This window comes from Microbacterium sp. STRO-2N, from assembly GCF_057747775.1.
Genome location: NZ_CM173223.1, coordinates 1,614,519 through 1,630,297 on the forward strand (window position 1 = coordinate 1,614,519; position 15,779 = coordinate 1,630,297).

Below are 15,779 nucleotides of genomic sequence, written 5' to 3' on the forward strand. Positions count from 1 at the left end.
GATCGGCTCACGCCGTCAGGCGGTAGCCCACTCCTCGCACGGTCTCGATCCACCGGGGCTGTGCGGGGGATTCGCCGAGCTTGCGACGCAGGTTCGCGACGTGCACCTCGATCGCGCGCGCGTCGCTGTCGCTGACGAACTCGACGGCGGACTGCTCGCCGCGCAGCATGATCGCGAGGTCCGTCTTGGCCCTGACCCGCCGGCCGGCCGCCAGGAGGTCGGCGAGGATGTCGAACTCGCTGCGCGTCAGCACGATGTCCTCGTCATCCACGGTCACGATGCGACTGCCGGGATTCAGGCGCAGCCCGTGGTGCTCGAGCCAGGCGCCGTCGGATGCGGTCGCCGTCGGCGCGGTCTCCGTGCCGGAGCCGGCGACGTGCCTGGGGCGGCGCAGCATCGCGTCGATGCGAGCGCGCAGCTCGCGCGGGCGGAACGGCTTCGCGACGTAGTCGTCGGCTCCGGCCTCGAGACCCTGCAGCGCGTCGATCTCCTCGGTGCGAGCGGTCAGCATGACGATGTACGTCGAGCTGATGGAGCGGATGCGCTTGGCGGTCTCGAAGCCGTCCATGCCCGGCATGTTCACGTCCAGAGTCGTCACGACCGGTCGATGGACGCGGACGAGCTCGACGCCATCCGCTCCGTTCGACGCGCCGTGCACCTCGAAACCGGCCTGCGCCAGCACGGTCGACAGCAGCGAGCGGATGTCATGCTCGTCCTCGATCACGACCGCGACGCGTGCTTCCTGCACAGCTGCACCCCCCGAAGCCGGCGTCGCTTCCGCCGGCCGCTGGATGTCGGTCATGATATCCCACAACGCGCCGGGCATCAGGCGCGGCACGTCGGGCATCAGCCGTGGGGGACGCAGTCGGCGACCGGCGTCGTGCGAGCACCGGCGGGGTGGCGGGCGGCGGGTCCCGATCCGCGCCGCCCGCTCGTTCCGCCGGAACGAGAGGCCGCGCGGCGGGCGGGAAGCGTCCCCACAGCCCGCGCCGCGCGCGTCCTCGGTGCGCGGGTCGGAGTGGCGATCGCCCCCACGATCGCCGCTCCTCCGCGCCGGGAGCCGACCGCACCGCGCGTTCCGCCGCGCGAGGCGGTGGAGCGGCGCAGGCGGCGGGGTGGGATCATGCCGGGCGCAACGTCGTCGCGTCCGGTTCCCATGGCCCATCCTCCCCAGTCACCGCACGTGCGGATCTGCTCCTTCGGGTGCCCACGAGGCTACCCCCAGGCCCTCAACGGGGCCTCAGGCCCGGCTCAGGAACGGCCCAGTCTTGCGCGGCCCGTCGCCCTGGTGCGACCTCGCCGCGTGGCATCCTCGATTCATGCCCCTCGTTGCCCTCACCGGTGGCATCGCCTCCGGAAAGTCCACCATCGCCCGTCGGCTCGCGGAGCGCGGAGCGGTGGTGGTCGACGCCGATCAGCTCGTGCGCGAGGTGCAGCAGCCGGGCTCGCCCGTGCTCGCAGCCATCGCCGCCGAGTTCGGTCCGGACGTGCTGCGCCCCGACGGCTCGCTCGATCGTGCCGGACTCGGAGCACGAGCGTTCGGCGATCCTGCCGCGATCGCCCGTCTCAATGCGATCGTGCACCCGGCGGTGCGCGCGGAATCGGCGCGCCGATTCGAGGAGGCCTTCGCCGCCGACCCCGCCGCCGTCGTCGTCTACGACGTCCCGCTGCTGGTCGAGGCGCGCGTCGACGACCCGTGGGAGCTCGTGATCGTGGCGCACGCGCCGGCCGACGTGCGCGCACGGCGGCTCGTGGAGCTGCGCGGACTCAGCGAGGCAGAGGCCGCCGCGCGCATCGGCTCGCAGGTGCCCGACGACGCCCGGCTCGCGATCGCCGACGTCGTCATCGACACGTCCGGCACGCTCGAGCAGACGCGGCAGCAGGTCGACGAGGTGTGGGATCGACTGTCCGAGCACATCGCGCGCCGCGCTGCGCGGACCCGCTAGCGTCTGTGGCGCGGACGCCGGCGGCGCGGTTCAGCCGTCCTCCTTGGACGGCGGCGCCTGGCGCGCGGCACGACGCCGACGCGCGGTCCGCAGCGCGAGCACGGCGGCCACGACCAGACCGGCGATCACGAGCAGCGCGACGACGGGCACGACGATGGCGAGCACCGAGAGACTCAGCGACGTCACGTCCTCGATCGTGCTCACGACCGGCGCCGCCACCCCCGCGGTGGCGAGGTTGGCGACCGGGCGCACGGCGGCCTTGACGACGTGCACCGCCAGCGCGATCACCACGCCGAGCGCGATCGGCACCCACGCCGTGCCGGTCAGCAGGTCCGGATCGTCCACGCGCACCGTCTCGGCGCTCGACCCCGCTCCGAACGCGATGCCGCCCGCGGCCGGCCGCACGACGGTCTGGATGGCGTCATTGACCGAGTCGACCGCCGGGATCTTGTCGGCGACGATCTCGACCACCAGCAGTGCGCCCACGACCCAGAGCGCGACATCCGACGACAGCCACGCCCATCCCGGCGGCAGTTCGACCACAGGCACGAAGCGGTCCGCGAGACCGAGTACGAACAGCGGCATCCACGCGTTCAGCCCCGCCGCCGTCGCGAGTCCCGATCCGACGAGGAACTCCAGCACGCCCCCACTCTAGGCGCGACGATCCGAGTCCCGCAGTGTCGCCGCCGGTCGGAGCGGCGTACCCTGGGAGACACGTCATGGAGGTGTCGCATGGGCATGCTCTCGAGGTTCCGCCGGCGCAGGCAGCCGTACCGCGCCGTGACCGAGGAGGAGCGCATCTCGCGCTACGTCTACCTCCTCGGGACGCTGCCCGCGTCGGTCATCGAGAGCGCGCACGCGACGGCTTTCCAGGACCTGCCGCCGGAGCGGCGGCGCGAGATGTTCGAACAGCTGCGCCCGTTCATGTCGGAGTCCGAGCGCGACGTCGCCGCCGAGGACCCGACGGTGCTCGCCCGGCTGGTGCGGCGCGCGGAGGAGCACCGGGCGCGACGGGCGGCCGGTGGGGCGAGGGATGCCGTCACCGGCGTCCAGCTCGGCACCGTCGTGGCCGATCGACCCGACGCCGGCGACCCCCGCGACGCGGTCGACGTGCGGACGATGCTGGCCGGCGCCGGCGTCATGTCGCTGGTGGCGAACCAGTTCCTCGTCTCGAGCGCCGTCACCGCCTACTACACCATGGGGGCGGGATCGCTCCAGCTCTCCTCCGAGCCCGCCTGGATCGGCGACACCTATGATCCAGGATCCGCTGCAGGCTTCGACGGCGGCGGATTCGGCGGCGGCTTCGACGCAGGCGGATTCGGCGGATTCGACGCAGGCGGCTTCGGCGGCTTCGACGGGGGCGGAGGCGGCTGAGGCCGCGCGCACCCTCGAGCGCGCTCGCGCGCGCGTCGCGGCATCCGCTCGCCGCGAACGCCGCCCCGATGTCGGAGGCGCCGCCTACGCTGGGACAGATGCAGACCACGCGATCCGTGCGGCCGTTCGAGGTCGTGAGCGAGTACGAGCCGTCGGGCGACCAGCCGCAGGCGATCGCCGAGCTCGCCGCCCGCGTCAACGCGGGCGAGACCGATGTCGTGCTGCTCGGCGCGACGGGCACCGGCAAGTCGGCGACGACGGCGTGGCTCATCGAGGCCGTGCAGCGACCGACGCTCGTGCTGGCGCACAACAAGACCCTGGCGGCGCAGCTGGCGAACGAGTTCCGCGAGCTCATGCCGCACAACGCCGTCGAGTACTTCGTCAGCTACTACGACTACTACCAGCCCGAGGCCTACGTCCCGCAGACCGACACCTTCATCGAGAAGGACTCGTCGATCAACGCCGAGGTGGAGCGCCTGCGCCACTCGACCACCAACTCGCTGCTGAGCCGCCGCGACGTCGTCGTGGTGAGCACCGTGTCGTGCATCTACGGACTCGGCGCGCCCGAGGAGTACATGCGCGCCATGGTCGCGCTGCAGGTGGGCGAGGTGTACGACCGCAACGCCCTCATCCGCAAGTTCATCGCGATGCAGTACAACCGCAACGACGTCGACTTCTCGCGCGGCAACTTCCGCGTGCGCGGCGACACGATCGAGATCATCCCGGTGTACGAGGAGTACGCGATCCGCATCGAGATGTTCGGCGATGAGATCGAGGCGCTCTACATGCTGCACCCGCTGACGGGCGATGTCGTTCAGCGTCTCGACAGCGTGCCGATCTTCCCCGCGTCGCACTACGTGGCCGGCACCGAGACCGTGCAGCGCGCGATCGGCACGATCGAGGAGGAGCTGGCCGAGCGACTGAAGGAGCTCGAGTCGCAGAACAAGCTGCTCGAGGCGCAGCGGCTGCGCATGCGCACCACGTTCGACCTCGAGATGCTGCAGCAGCTCGGGTTCTGCTCGGGGATCGAGAACTACTCGCGTCACCTCGACGGGCGGTCGGCGGGCGAGCCGCCGCACACGCTGCTGGACTTCTTCCCCGACGACTTCCTCATGGTCATCGACGAGTCGCACGTCACCGTTCCCCAGATCGGCGCGATGTACGAGGGGGATGCCTCCCGCAAGCGCACGCTCGTCGAGCACGGCTTCCGGCTGCCGAGCGCGCTCGACAACCGGCCGCTGCGCTGGGACGAGTTCAAGGAGCGCGTCGGGCAGACGGTGTACCTCTCGGCGACGCCCGGCCGCTACGAGATGGGAGTGGCCGACGGCGTCGTCGAGCAGATCATCCGTCCGACGGGCCTGGTCGACCCCGAGATCATCGTGAAGCCGTCCAAGGGCCAGATCGACGACCTGCTCGAAGAGATCCGCGTCCGCGTCGAGCGCGACGAGCGCGTGCTCGTCACCACGCTGACGAAGAAGATGGCGGAGGAGCTCACCGACTTCCTCGGCGAGCACGGCGTCCGGGTGCGCTACCTGCACTCCGATGTCGACACACTGAGGCGCGTCGAGCTGCTGAGCGAGCTCCGGGCGGGCGTCTATGACGTCCTCGTCGGCATCAACCTGCTCCGCGAGGGTCTCGACCTCCCCGAGGTGTCGCTCGTGGCGATCCTGGATGCCGACAAGGAGGGGTTCCTCCGCAGCGGCACGTCGCTCATCCAGACGATCGGGCGCGCGGCGCGCAACGTCTCGGGCCAGGTGCACATGTACGCCGACACCATCACCGATTCGATGCGCAACGCCATCGAAGAGACCGACCGGCGCCGGGAGAAGCAAGTCGCGTACAACAAGGAGCGTGGCATCGACCCGCAGCCGTTGCGCAAGCGGATCGCCGACATCACCGAGGTGCTCGCACGCGAGGCATCCGACACCGACCGCATGCTGCGCGGCAAGGCTGCCGCGAAGACGAAGTCCGGCAAGGGCAAGTCGCCGACGCCGCAGCTGCGGCGGGAGGGGATCGCCGCCGAGGGCGCCGAGCAGCTCGAGGCGACCATCGCGGACCTCAGCGGCCAGATGCTCGCCGCGGCGGGCGAGCTCAAGTTCGAGCTCGCGGCACGGCTGCGCGACGAGGTCCAGGACCTCAAGAAGGAGCTTCGGGCGATGGAGCGGGCAGGCCACGCCTGAGCGCGCGCTGCGCGAACGTCCGGCTACGGGCAGTGCATGAGCGGCTTGGGTCCGGTGCGGTCGAATTCGTGCTGCGAGATCGGAGCCCCGCACAGCGGACACGCGCGCTCGGCGCGCTCGGCCGACGTCGGCGGGGGAGTCGTCTCGTACGGACCCACGGCGGCCGGCCCCGCCATGCGGATGAGCTTGGTGTTGAACCACGCGTACCACCCGCCGGCGTCGCGCACCCGCACGCGGAACGGGCGGCGGTCTGCGGCATCCGTCTCTGTCATAGTCATTAGTGTACTAACTGTTAGCGTCGCTAGAATCGCATGGTGACTGCGACCCCTCCCACCGCCGACGACCTCCTGAAGCTCGAGAACCAGGTGTGCTTCGCGCTGGTCACCGCCGCGCGCAACGTGGTGTCGATCTACCGGCCGATCCTCGAGCCGCTGGGGCTCACGCATCCGCAGTACCTCGTCATGCTCGCGCTGTGGGAGTCGTCGCCCCGGTCGCTGCGCGACCTCGCCGACGAGCTGGCGTTGGAGCCGGCGACGCTGTCGCCCCTCGTGAAGCGACTCGAAGCGCAGGGGCTCATCACCCGCACGAGGCGAGCGGACGACGAGCGGGTGCTCGACGTGGCGCTGACGGCGTCGGGGCGGTCGCTGCGGCGTCGTGCGCTCGAGGTCCCGGAGCGCGTCATGGCGAGCGTCCGCACGGACGCCGCGACCCTCACCGCGCTGCGCGACGCACTCGCGCCGTTCGCAGGCCGGCGCTGACTCCCCGGCCCGCGCGGTAACGGGTGGATGAAGTCTCTCTCATCCCTCTGGCCCGACGCGTCCGGCGAACCTAGGCTCAAGGCACGGCGTGTCGACGACGGTGAACCCGCGTGTCAGCACGGCGGCATCGAACCCACAGCAAGAGGAACATCCATGCGAACCAGGTCAAACCCAGACCGCCCCGTCGCCGTTCGGCGACTCGCCATCATGGCCGTCGCGACCGCGGCGGCCATCGGCGTGAGCGCCCTCGCGGCCCCGGCCGCCCACGCGGCCCCGACCGAGGTGCAGATCCTCGCCACGAACGACTTCCACGGGCGCATCTCCGCCAACGGCACCGAGGCCGGCGCGGCGAAGCTCGCAGGAACGGTCGACGCGCTGCGTGCGGCGAACCCGAACACCGTGTTCGCCGCGGCCGGCGACCTGATCGGGGCCTCGACCTTCGAGTCGTTCATCCAGAGCGACAAGCCGACGATCGACGCGCTCAACGCCGCTGGTCTCGAGGTCTCGGCGGTGGGCAACCACGAGCTCGACCAGGGCTATCAGGACCTCGTGGAGCGCGTCATGGCGCCGTACGACCCGGTGTCGAACCCGTACGGCGGCGCCGAATGGCAGTACGTCGCCGCGAACCTCAAGATGCGGGCGACCGGGGACGACGCCGTCCCCGCCTCCTGGATCAAGGAGTTCGGCGACGTGCAGGTCGGCTTCGTCGGCGCCGTCACCGAAGAGCTCGAGGCGCTGGTGAACCCCGCCGGCATCGCCGACATCGAGGTGCGTGGCATCGTCGACTCCGTCAACGCCGAAGCCGCGGAGCTGTCCGCCGCGGGTGCCGACCTCGTCGTGATGCTGGTGCACGAGGGATCCCCGACCACGGACTGCACCCAGGGCGCCGCGCCCGGGACGACGTGGGGCGAGATCGTCGGCGGCGTCTCGGCCGACGTCGACGCCATCGTGTCGGGTCACACGCACCTCGCGTACAACTGCGAGTACCCCGTTCAGGAATGGATCGACGAGGGCCGCGCCGTCACGACGCGCCCGGTCGTCTCGGCCGGACAGTACGGCACCAACCTCAACCAGCTGGTGTACACGGTCGACGGCGCCACGGGCGAGGTGCAGGCCAAGACCCAGGCGGTGATCGCGATCTCGTCGTACCCGGCGGCGCCGGACGACGAGGTGGCTCAGCTCGTCGCGGCCGCCGTGGCGGAGGCCGACATCCTCGGTGCCGAGCCGCTCGGCGAGATCGCCGGCGCCTTCAACCGCGCGAAGCTCGCGAACGGCACCAGCGAGAACCGGGGCGGCGAGTCGACCCTCGGCAACCTCGTGGCCGAGGTGCAGCAGTGGGCGACCGAGGCACCCGAGTCCGGCGGTGCGCAGATCGCCTTCATGAACCCGGGCGGCCTCCGCACCGACATGGTCGGAACGGTTCCCGCAGACGGATCGTTCCCGCGCACCCTGACCTACAAGCAGGCGGCACTCGTTCAGCCCTTCGCCAACACGCTCGTGAACCTCGAGCTCACCGGCGCGCAGATCAAGACGGTGCTCGAGCAGCAGTGGCAGCGCGACGCCTTCAACGCGCTGCCGACGCGGCCCTACCTGCGACTGGGCGCCTCCGAGGGCTTCCAGTACACCTACACGCAGCAGCTCGTGACCGAGGTGCAGCGCGACAACCCGGGGACGACGGTCAACGAGGAGGGCCTCACCTATCAGGCTCCCGAGGGGACCATCACCGGCATGTGGCTGAACGGCGAGCCGATCGACCTGACGGCGACCTACTCGGTCACCGTCAACTCGTTCCTCGCGGGCGGAGGCGACAACTTCCGCGAGTTCGCGAACGGGGCCGACAAGCGCGACACCGGCAAGGTGGACCTCGCGGCGATGGTCGACTACCTCGAGGAGTTCGCGCCCGCCGGTTCCCCTCTGGCCGTCGACTACTCGCAGCGTGCGGTGGAGGTCGGCTTCGCGGCGGACGCCCCGGCCGCCTACGATCCCGGCGCGACCGTCGCGTTCGGCGTCAAGTCGTGGGCCATGACGGCACCTGGTGACGTCAAGGACACCGAGATCGCCGTGTCGCTCGACGGAGAGGTGCTCGGCACCTTCCCGGTCGACAACACCGTGGGCACGGCGATCTATGACGACTACGGCACCGCTGCCATCTCGGTGGCGCTTCCAGCCGACGTGCCGCTCGGAGCGACCGTCGAACTCGTGCTGACGGGGGCCCAGACCGGCACCACCGTCACCGTGCCCGTCGAGATCGATCGCGCCGACAGCGTCACCGTGGGCACGCCCAACAAGGTGTTCGCGAACTCGAAGGGCAACGGCAAGATCAAGTACGCCGTGACGGTGACCGCGGAGTTCGGCGCCCCCGTCGCGGGCGAGGTCGTCATCTACGACGGCGACGCGCAGATCGCGACGGCGACGCTCACCACGACGGACGCGGGAGGCATCGCGAAGATCAAGCTGCCGAGGCTGGGCAAGGGTGAGCACGACCTGCGCGCCGAGTACAGCGGAAGCGACACGGTGAAGCCCTCGACCAGCGAGCCGGTCACCGTGGTGGTGAAGTAGCACCCGAGTCGATCCTGTGAAGGCGGGGTCTCCGGCGCCCATGTCGGAGGCCCCGCCTAAACTTGTCTGGTGCCCATCGTCCCTGTCGCCATGCCCGTGAACCCCGCGAACGCCAGCGGAAAACTCAGCGTCCGCGGTGCCCGCGTCCACAACCTCAAGGACGTCGACCTCGACATCCCGCGCGATTCGCTCGTCGTGTTCACGGGACTGTCGGGATCGGGCAAGTCGAGCCTCGCGTTCGACACGATCTTCGCCGAGGGGCAGCGCCGCTACGTCGAATCGCTGAGCGCCTACGCGCGCCAGTTCCTGGGGCAGGTGGACCGTCCCGACGTCGACTTCATCGAGGGCCTGAGCCCTGCGGTGTCGATCGACCAGAAGTCGACCAACCGCAACCCGCGGTCGACGGTCGGCACGATCACCGAGATCCACGACTACATGCGTCTGCTGTGGGCGCGCATCGGCGTGCCGCAGTGTCCCGAGTGCGGCGAGGTCATCCAGCGTCAGACGGTGCAGCAGATCGCCGATCAGCTGATGGAGCTGCCCGAGCGCACGCGCTACCAGATCGTCGCTCCCGTGGTGACGCAGAAGAAGGGCGAGTTCGTCGACCTCTTCAAGGAGCTCGGCGCCAAGGGCTATGCCCGCGCGATCGTCGACGGCGAGCTGATCCAGCTCGCAGAGCCCCCGACGCTCAAGAAGAGCTACAAGCACGACATCGCCGTCGTGGTCGACCGTCTCGTCGCCGCCCCCGGCATCCTCGACCGGGTCACCGACTCCGTCGAGACCGCGCTGTCGCTGGCGGGCGGGGTGATGCAGGTCAACTTCGTCGACGAGGAGTGGGATGCCGCGTGGCAGTCCTTCTCCGAGAAGCTGGCCTGCCCGAACGGCCACCCGCTGCAGCTCACCGAGATCGAGCCCCGCACCTTCTCGTTCAACGCACCGTTCGGCGCGTGCCCCACGTGCTCGGGCCTGGGAACCCGCATGTCGGTGGACGTCGACCTCATGCTGGGCGACGAGGACCTCTCGATCCGCGAGGGCGTGCTGATCCCGTGGACCACCCAGGGCAAGGGACTGTTCCAGTACTACGAGCGCCTCCTCGAGGGGCTCGCGGCCGATCTCGGGTTCTCGCTCGACACTCCGTGGAAGAAGCTTCCCGCGGCGGTGCGCGAGGCGGTGCTGCGCGGCGAGAACTACAAGGTGACCGTGCGCTGGAAGAACCGCTATGGCCGCGAGATGCGGTACTCGTCGGGCTTCGAGGGGGTCGTGCCGTACATCGAGCGCCAGTACACGCAGGCCGAATCCGACACGCAGCGCCAGCGCTGGTCCGAGTACCTGCGCGAGGTGCCGTGCCCGGTGTGCGACGGCGACCGGCTCAAGCCCGAGGTGCTCGCGGTGCTCGTGCACGGGCATTCGATCGCGGATGCCTCGCGCCTGAGCCTCGGCGAGGCGCGGGAGTACTTCGCCAAGCTCACCCTCACCGAGCGTGAGGCCACGATCGCCGCGCAGGTGCTGCGCGAGATCCGGGTGCGGCTGGACTTCCTCATCCGCGTGGGCCTGGACTACCTCAGCCTCAGCCGTGCCGCGGCGACGCTGTCGGGCGGCGAGGCGCAGCGCATCCGGCTCGCCACGCAGATCGGGTCGGGCCTGACCGGCGTGCTGTACGTCCTCGACGAGCCTTCGATCGGACTCCATCAGCGCGACAACCGCCGCCTCATCGAGACGCTCGTGGCGCTGCGCGACCTGGGCAACACGCTCATCGTGGTCGAGCACGACGAAGAGACGATCCACGCGGCGGACTGGGTCGTCGACATCGGACCCGGCGCCGGCGTCAACGGCGGCGACGTGGTCCACTCGGGACCACTGGCCGAGCTGCTCGCCGACGCCACGTCGATCACGGGGGACTACCTCTCGGGGCGGCGTGCCATCCCGACGCCGAAGAAGCGGCGCAAGATCGACAAGAGCCGGCAGGTGACGGTCGTGGGCGCCCGCGAGAACAACCTCAAGAACGTGACCGTCGACTTCCCGCTCGGCGTGCTCACGGCGGTCACCGGAGTCAGCGGCTCGGGCAAGTCGACGCTGGTCAACGGCATCCTGTACCAGGTCCTGGCGACGCGTCTCAACGGGGCGCGCCGCGTCGCCGGCAAGCACACGCGGGTGACCGGCCTCGACAACCTCGACAAGGTCGTACACGTCGACCAGGCGCCGATCGGGCGGACGCCGCGCTCGAACCCCGCGACGTACACCGGAGTGTTCGACCGCATCCGGACGCTGTTCAGCGAGACCCCCGAGGCGAAGGTGCGCGGGTACCAGCCGGGCCGCTTCAGCTTCAACGTCAAGGGCGGCCGCTGCGAGGCGTGCTCGGGCGACGGCACGATCAAGATCGAGATGAACTTCCTGCCCGACGTGTACGTGGACTGCGAGGTGTGCCATGGCAAGCGGTACAACCGCGACACGCTCGCCGTGCACTACAAGGGCAAGAACATCGCCGAGGTGCTCGAGATGCCGATCGCGGAGGCCGCCGAGTTCTTCGAGCCGATCCAGGCGATCCACCGCTATCTGAGGACGCTCGTCGACGTGGGCCTGGGCTACGTGCGCCTCGGGCAGTCGGCGACGACGCTGTCGGGCGGCGAGGCGCAGCGCGTGAAGCTCGCGACCGAACTGCAGCGCCGCACCAACGGCCGATCGATCTACGTGCTCGACGAGCCGACCACCGGACTCCACTTCGAGGACGTCCGCAAGCTGCTCGAGGTGCTGAACGGGCTCGTCGACAAGGGCAACACCGTCATCGTGATCGAGCACAACCTCGACGTGATCAAGTCGTCCGACTGGGTGATCGATCTCGGCCCCGAGGGCGGCGCGGGCGGTGGGCAGATCGTGGCGACGGGCACGCCCGAGCAGGTCGCGCGCGTGGAGGGCAGCCACACCGGCGCGTTCCTCGCCGAGGTGCTGGGGCTGCGCGCTCCGGCGGATCTCGTCGAGGCGCGCAAGGCCGGCTGAGCGGCATGGCACGCTCCGCTCCCACCGTCCCGTACAAGCCGAGGCCGGGCGAGATCCCGACGAATCCCGGGGTGTATCGATTCCGGGATGCCGACGGCCGTGTGCTGTACGTGGGCAAGGCGAAGAACCTGCGCGCGCGGCTGTCGAACTACTTCGCACCGCTGCACACGCTGCACGAGCGCACCCGCCGCATGGTCACGACCGCGGCATCCGTCGAGTGGACGGTCGTCGCGACCGACGTGGACTCGCTGCAGCTCGAGTACCAGTGGATCAAGGAGTTCGATCCGCCCTTCAACGTCCGCTACAAGGACGACAAGTCGTACCCGTTCATGGCGATCACTCTCGCCGACGAGGCACCGCGCGTGATCGTCACGCGCAACCGGAGGATCCCGGGGGCCAAGTACTTCGGGCCCTACCCGAAGGTCTGGGCCGTGCACGACACGATCGACCTCATGATCCGGGTGTTCCCGATCCGCACGTGCAGCGACGCGTCGTACAAGAAGGCGATGGCGACCGGCCGCCCCTGCTTCCCCGGGCAGATCGGCCGCTGCGGCGGGCCGTGCTCCATGAAGGTCACGATCGAGGAGCACCGCGCGATCGTCGACGACTTCATCGCGTTCATGGCGGGTGGCGACCAGCGCTTCACCAAGGAGCTCACTGCGCGGATGCGCGAGGCGTCCGCGGCCATGGACTACGAGTCTGCGGCGGTGTACCGCGACAAGCTGCAGGCGATCGACGCCGTTCTCAACAAGAGCGCGCTCGTGCTCGCGTCCGACACCGACGCCGACCTGTTCGGCATCGCCGAGGACGAGCTGGCGGCGACCGTGCAGCACTTCGTCATCCGCGGCGGCCGCGTGCGAGGCGTACGGGCCACGACGATCGAGAAGGAGCTCGACATCTCGGGCGGCGACCTCGTCGACCAGGTGCTGCAGCGCACGTACGGCAACGCCGTCGGCGCCGACATCCCGCGTCAGGTCCTCGTCCCGGAGATGCCCGACGACGCCGCCGATCTCGAGGAATGGCTCCGCGGCCGGCGCGGCAAGGCGGTCTCGATCCAGGTCGCGCAGCGCGGACGCAAGGCCGAGCTGATGAAGACGGCGAGCCTCAACGCGCAGCAGGCGCTCATGCTCCACAAGACCCGGCGCACGAGCGACTACGTCGCGCGCACGCAGGCCCTGACCGATCTGCAGGAGGCGCTGGACCTCGCCGAAGCCCCGCTGCGCATCGAGTGCTTCGACGTGTCGCACCTCAGCGGCACGAACGTCGTGGCCTCGATGGTCGTGTTCGAGGACGGTCTGCCGCGCAAGGATCAGTACCGGTCGTTCAAGGTCGAGGAGACCACCGACGACACCGACTCCCTCTACCAGGTGCTGACCCGGCGGCTTGCGTACGTGGACCGCCCGGAGGATCCGTCGACGGGCGCGGCTGGTCCGGATGCCGCTCCCGACGTCACGGCGGACGGCGAGGTCGTCACCGAACGGCGCCGCCCCCGATTCGCGTACCGGCCGCAGCTGCTCGTCGTCGACGGCGGCAAGCCGCAGGTCGAGGCCGCCGCGCGCGCCCTGCGCGACGCCGGGCACGAGGAGATCGCGCTGTGCGGCATCGCCAAGCGGCTCGAAGAGGTGTGGCTGCCGGGGGAGGAGTACCCGGTGATCCTCCCGCGCACGTCCGAGGCGCTCTACCTGCTGCAGCGACTGCGCGACGAGGCGCACCGGTTCGCGATCACGCATCAGCGCCGGCGCCGGCGCCGCGACATCCAGAGCGTGCTCGCCGAGGTCCCCGGTCTCGGAGAGGCGCGCATCAAGGCCCTGCTGCGGCACTTCGGCTCGGTGTCGGCGCTCAAGAAGGCGACGCCCGACGAGATCACCGAGCTGCCCGGCGTCGGTCCCAAGCTCGCCGCGGCGATCCACGCCCACCTCGCGCAGTCGAGCGTGCCCTCGGCCCAGTAGGCTGGGGCCGACAACGGGGGTGGTCATGGGCGAGGCGACGCGTCGCGACGACGGCGGGCGTGACACGGGCGAGGTGCTGATCGTCACCGGCATGTCGGGGGCGGGACGGTCGACCGCGGCGAACGCCCTGGAAGACCTCGACTGGTACGTCGTCGACAACCTTCCGCCGCAGATGCTCAAGCCGCTGCTCGAGCTCACCGAGCTCGCGGCCGGCGTGCTGCCGCGCGTGGCCGTCGTGGTGGACGTCCGGGGGCGCGACCTGTTCTCGGACCTCCCGGAGGCGATGCGCGCGCTGCGCGAGCGCCGCCAGATCCGATTGATGTTCCTGGATGCCTCGGATGATGTGCTGGTGCGCCGGTTCGAGGCGGTGCGTCGCCCGCATCCGCTGCAGGGGGATGGGACCCTGCTCGACGGCATCCGTCTGGAGCGCCAGCGCCTCGCGGCGGTGCGCGAGAGCGCCGACGTCATCATCGACACATCGACGTACAACATCCATCAGCTGGCGACGCAGGTCAGCGATCTGTTCCGCGAGGAGGGCGCCGCGCGGCACACGCTCACGCTGCTGAGTTTCGGGTTCAAGTACGGCCTTCCCCCCGACGCCGACCTCGTCGCCGACATGCGGTTCCTGCCGAACCCGTTCTGGAGCGAGGAGCTGCGCGCCCTCACCGGCGAGGACGCCGACGTGCGCGACTTCGTGCTCGCGCAGGAGGGCGCCCGCGAGTTCCTCGACGCATACGCGACGGCGCTGCATCCCGTGCTCGAGGGGTACCAGCGCGAGAACAAGCGCCACTCCGTGGTCGCGATCGGCTGCACGGGCGGGAAGCACCGCTCCGTCGTGATGGTGCGCGAGCTCGCCGAGCGGCTCGGCACCGTCCCAGGCGTCGCGGTGCGCGTGAAGCATCGCGACCTCGGACGCGAATGAACCGCCGGGGGCTGGGTGGGACCGGACCCGGCCGAGTAGGCTGTTCCCTTGTCCTGAACCCCACTGCGAAGGAGACCCGTGTCGCTCACCGCTGACGTGAAGGCCGAGCTGATCACCGTGCGCGACCCGCGCCCGACGGCCCGCGTAGCAGAGCTGACGTCGCTGCTGCGGTTCTCGGGCGGGCTGCACTCGATCGCGAACCGCGTCGCCGTCGAGGCCGAGGTCGACTCGGACGTGCTCGCGCGTCGCACTGCGCGCGACCTCGTCGAGCTCTACGGCGTGCGCCCCGAGCTCGTCCACGTTCAGGGATCGGGTGCCCGCAACGGAAGCCACTACGCCGTCCGCGTCATCGAGGGCGGCGAGACCCTCGCGCGCCAGACCGGCCTCCTCGACCAGCGACGCAGGCCCGTCCGCGGGCTGCCGAACAAGCTCACGACCGGCTCGCGCGCCGACCTCGCCGCGATCTGGCGCGGTGCCTTCCTCGCGGCCGGCACGCTGAGCGAGCCCGGCCGGTCGGCGGCGCTCGAGATCACCTGCCCGTCGTCCGAGGCCGCGATGGCCCTGGTGGGCGCCGCGCACCGCCTCGGCATCGCGGGCAAGGCCCGCGAGGTCCGCGGCGTGCCCCGCGTGGTGGTGCGCGAGGGCGAGGCCATCCGCGCTGCCTTGGCCGCCATGGGAGCCGCGCGCGCCGCGTCGGAGTGGGATCAGATGCGTCAGCGCCGCGAGGTGCGAGCGGGCGTCAACCGCCTCGTGAACTTCGACGACGCGAACCTCCGCCGCTCCGCGCAGGCCGCCGTCGCCGCGTGCGCGCGCGTGGAGCGCGCCCTCGAGATCCTCGGCGACGAGGTGCCCGAGCACCTCCGCGAAGCCGGCGAGCTGCGCCTCGCCCACCGCGATGCGAGCCTCGATGAGCTCGGCCACCACGCCGACCCGCCGCTGACGAAGGATGCGGTCGCAGGACGCATCCGCAGGCTTCTCGCGATGGCCGACAAGAAGGCCGACGCCGACGGCGTGCCCGGGACCGAGTCCGCCGTGCCGGCAGGCATCGAGGACTGACGCCGCCCGTCCCGGACTCGGAGTATTCGCCCTGTCACAGG

Annotated in this window: 12 protein-coding genes; 9 read left to right on the forward strand and 3 right to left on the reverse strand. The window is 70.5% G+C overall.

What is annotated here, in order from left to right:
• Window positions 1-7: 7 nt before the first annotated feature.
• Window positions 8-802: a response regulator transcription factor gene (locus tag AC3ANN_RS07490; RefSeq protein ID WP_488340353.1), complete on the reverse strand. Its 795-nt coding sequence runs from the start codon at window positions 800-802 to the stop codon at window positions 8-10.
• Between the two features lie 517 nt (window positions 803-1,319).
• Here AC3ANN_RS07490 and coaE point away from each other — a divergent pair.
• Window positions 1,320-1,946, forward strand: coding sequence for a dephospho-CoA kinase (gene coaE, locus AC3ANN_RS07495; RefSeq protein ID WP_488340354.1), 627 nt, complete (start codon window positions 1,320-1,322; stop codon window positions 1,944-1,946).
• Window positions 1,947-1,976: 30 nt separating this feature from the next.
• On the opposite strand, the gene AC3ANN_RS07500 is transcribed toward coaE, so the two are convergent.
• The gene (locus AC3ANN_RS07500; RefSeq protein WP_488340355.1) at window positions 1,977-2,588 is read right to left on the reverse strand and encodes a DUF4126 domain-containing protein; all 612 of its coding nucleotides are present in this window, start codon (window positions 2,586-2,588) and stop codon (window positions 1,977-1,979) included.
• A gap of 90 nt (window positions 2,589-2,678) precedes the next feature.
• Here AC3ANN_RS07500 and AC3ANN_RS07505 point away from each other — a divergent pair, with 90 nt between their 5' ends.
• Together AC3ANN_RS07505 and uvrB are read left to right on the forward strand one after the other, a co-directional pair.
• Window positions 2,679-3,320, forward strand: a complete 642-nt coding sequence (locus AC3ANN_RS07505) for a hypothetical protein (protein WP_488340356.1) — start codon at window positions 2,679-2,681, stop codon at window positions 3,318-3,320.
• A 98-nt stretch (window positions 3,321-3,418) separates the two neighbouring features.
• Window positions 3,419-5,500, forward strand: a complete 2,082-nt coding sequence (gene uvrB, locus AC3ANN_RS07510; RefSeq protein WP_488340357.1) for an excinuclease ABC subunit UvrB — start codon at window positions 3,419-3,421, stop codon at window positions 5,498-5,500.
• Window positions 5,501-5,523: 23 nt separating this feature from the next.
• Here the strand turns inward: uvrB and AC3ANN_RS07515 are convergent, their stop codons facing one another.
• The gene (locus AC3ANN_RS07515; RefSeq protein WP_488340358.1) at window positions 5,524-5,778 is read right to left on the reverse strand and encodes a hypothetical protein; all 255 of its coding nucleotides are present in this window, start codon (window positions 5,776-5,778) and stop codon (window positions 5,524-5,526) included.
• 36 nt (window positions 5,779-5,814) lie between these two features.
• Between AC3ANN_RS07515 and AC3ANN_RS07520 the strand changes: the two genes are divergently transcribed.
• The 6 genes from AC3ANN_RS07520 (at window position 5,815) to whiA (ending at window position 15,738) form a co-directional block, all read left to right on the forward strand.
• The gene (locus tag AC3ANN_RS07520) at window positions 5,815-6,258 is read left to right on the forward strand and encodes a MarR family winged helix-turn-helix transcriptional regulator (RefSeq protein ID WP_488340359.1); all 444 of its coding nucleotides are present in this window, start codon (window positions 5,815-5,817) and stop codon (window positions 6,256-6,258) included.
• A gap of 207 nt (window positions 6,259-6,465) precedes the next feature.
• Window positions 6,466-8,817 (forward strand): 5'-nucleotidase C-terminal domain-containing protein, encoded by a 2,352-nt coding sequence (locus AC3ANN_RS07525; RefSeq protein WP_488340360.1) that lies wholly within the window; start codon window positions 6,466-6,468, stop codon window positions 8,815-8,817.
• 90 nt (window positions 8,818-8,907) lie between these two features.
• A complete protein-coding gene (uvrA, locus tag AC3ANN_RS07530; RefSeq protein ID WP_488340800.1) occupies window positions 8,908-11,811 on the forward strand; it encodes an excinuclease ABC subunit UvrA in 2,904 nt (967 codons plus the stop codon).
• Window positions 11,812-11,816: 5 nt separating this feature from the next.
• On the forward strand, window positions 11,817-13,760 hold the full coding sequence (gene uvrC / locus AC3ANN_RS07535; protein WP_488340361.1) for an excinuclease ABC subunit UvrC: 1,944 nt from the start codon (window positions 11,817-11,819) through the stop codon (window positions 13,758-13,760).
• Window positions 13,761-13,785: 25 nt separating this feature from the next.
• Complete coding sequence (gene rapZ / locus AC3ANN_RS07540) at window positions 13,786-14,682, forward strand: RNase adapter RapZ (RefSeq protein ID WP_488340362.1); 897 nt, start codon at window positions 13,786-13,788, stop codon at window positions 14,680-14,682.
• 78 nt (window positions 14,683-14,760) lie between these two features.
• Complete coding sequence (gene whiA / locus AC3ANN_RS07545; protein ID WP_488340363.1) at window positions 14,761-15,738, forward strand: DNA-binding protein WhiA; 978 nt, start codon at window positions 14,761-14,763, stop codon at window positions 15,736-15,738.
• Window positions 15,739-15,779 lie beyond the last annotated feature (41 nt).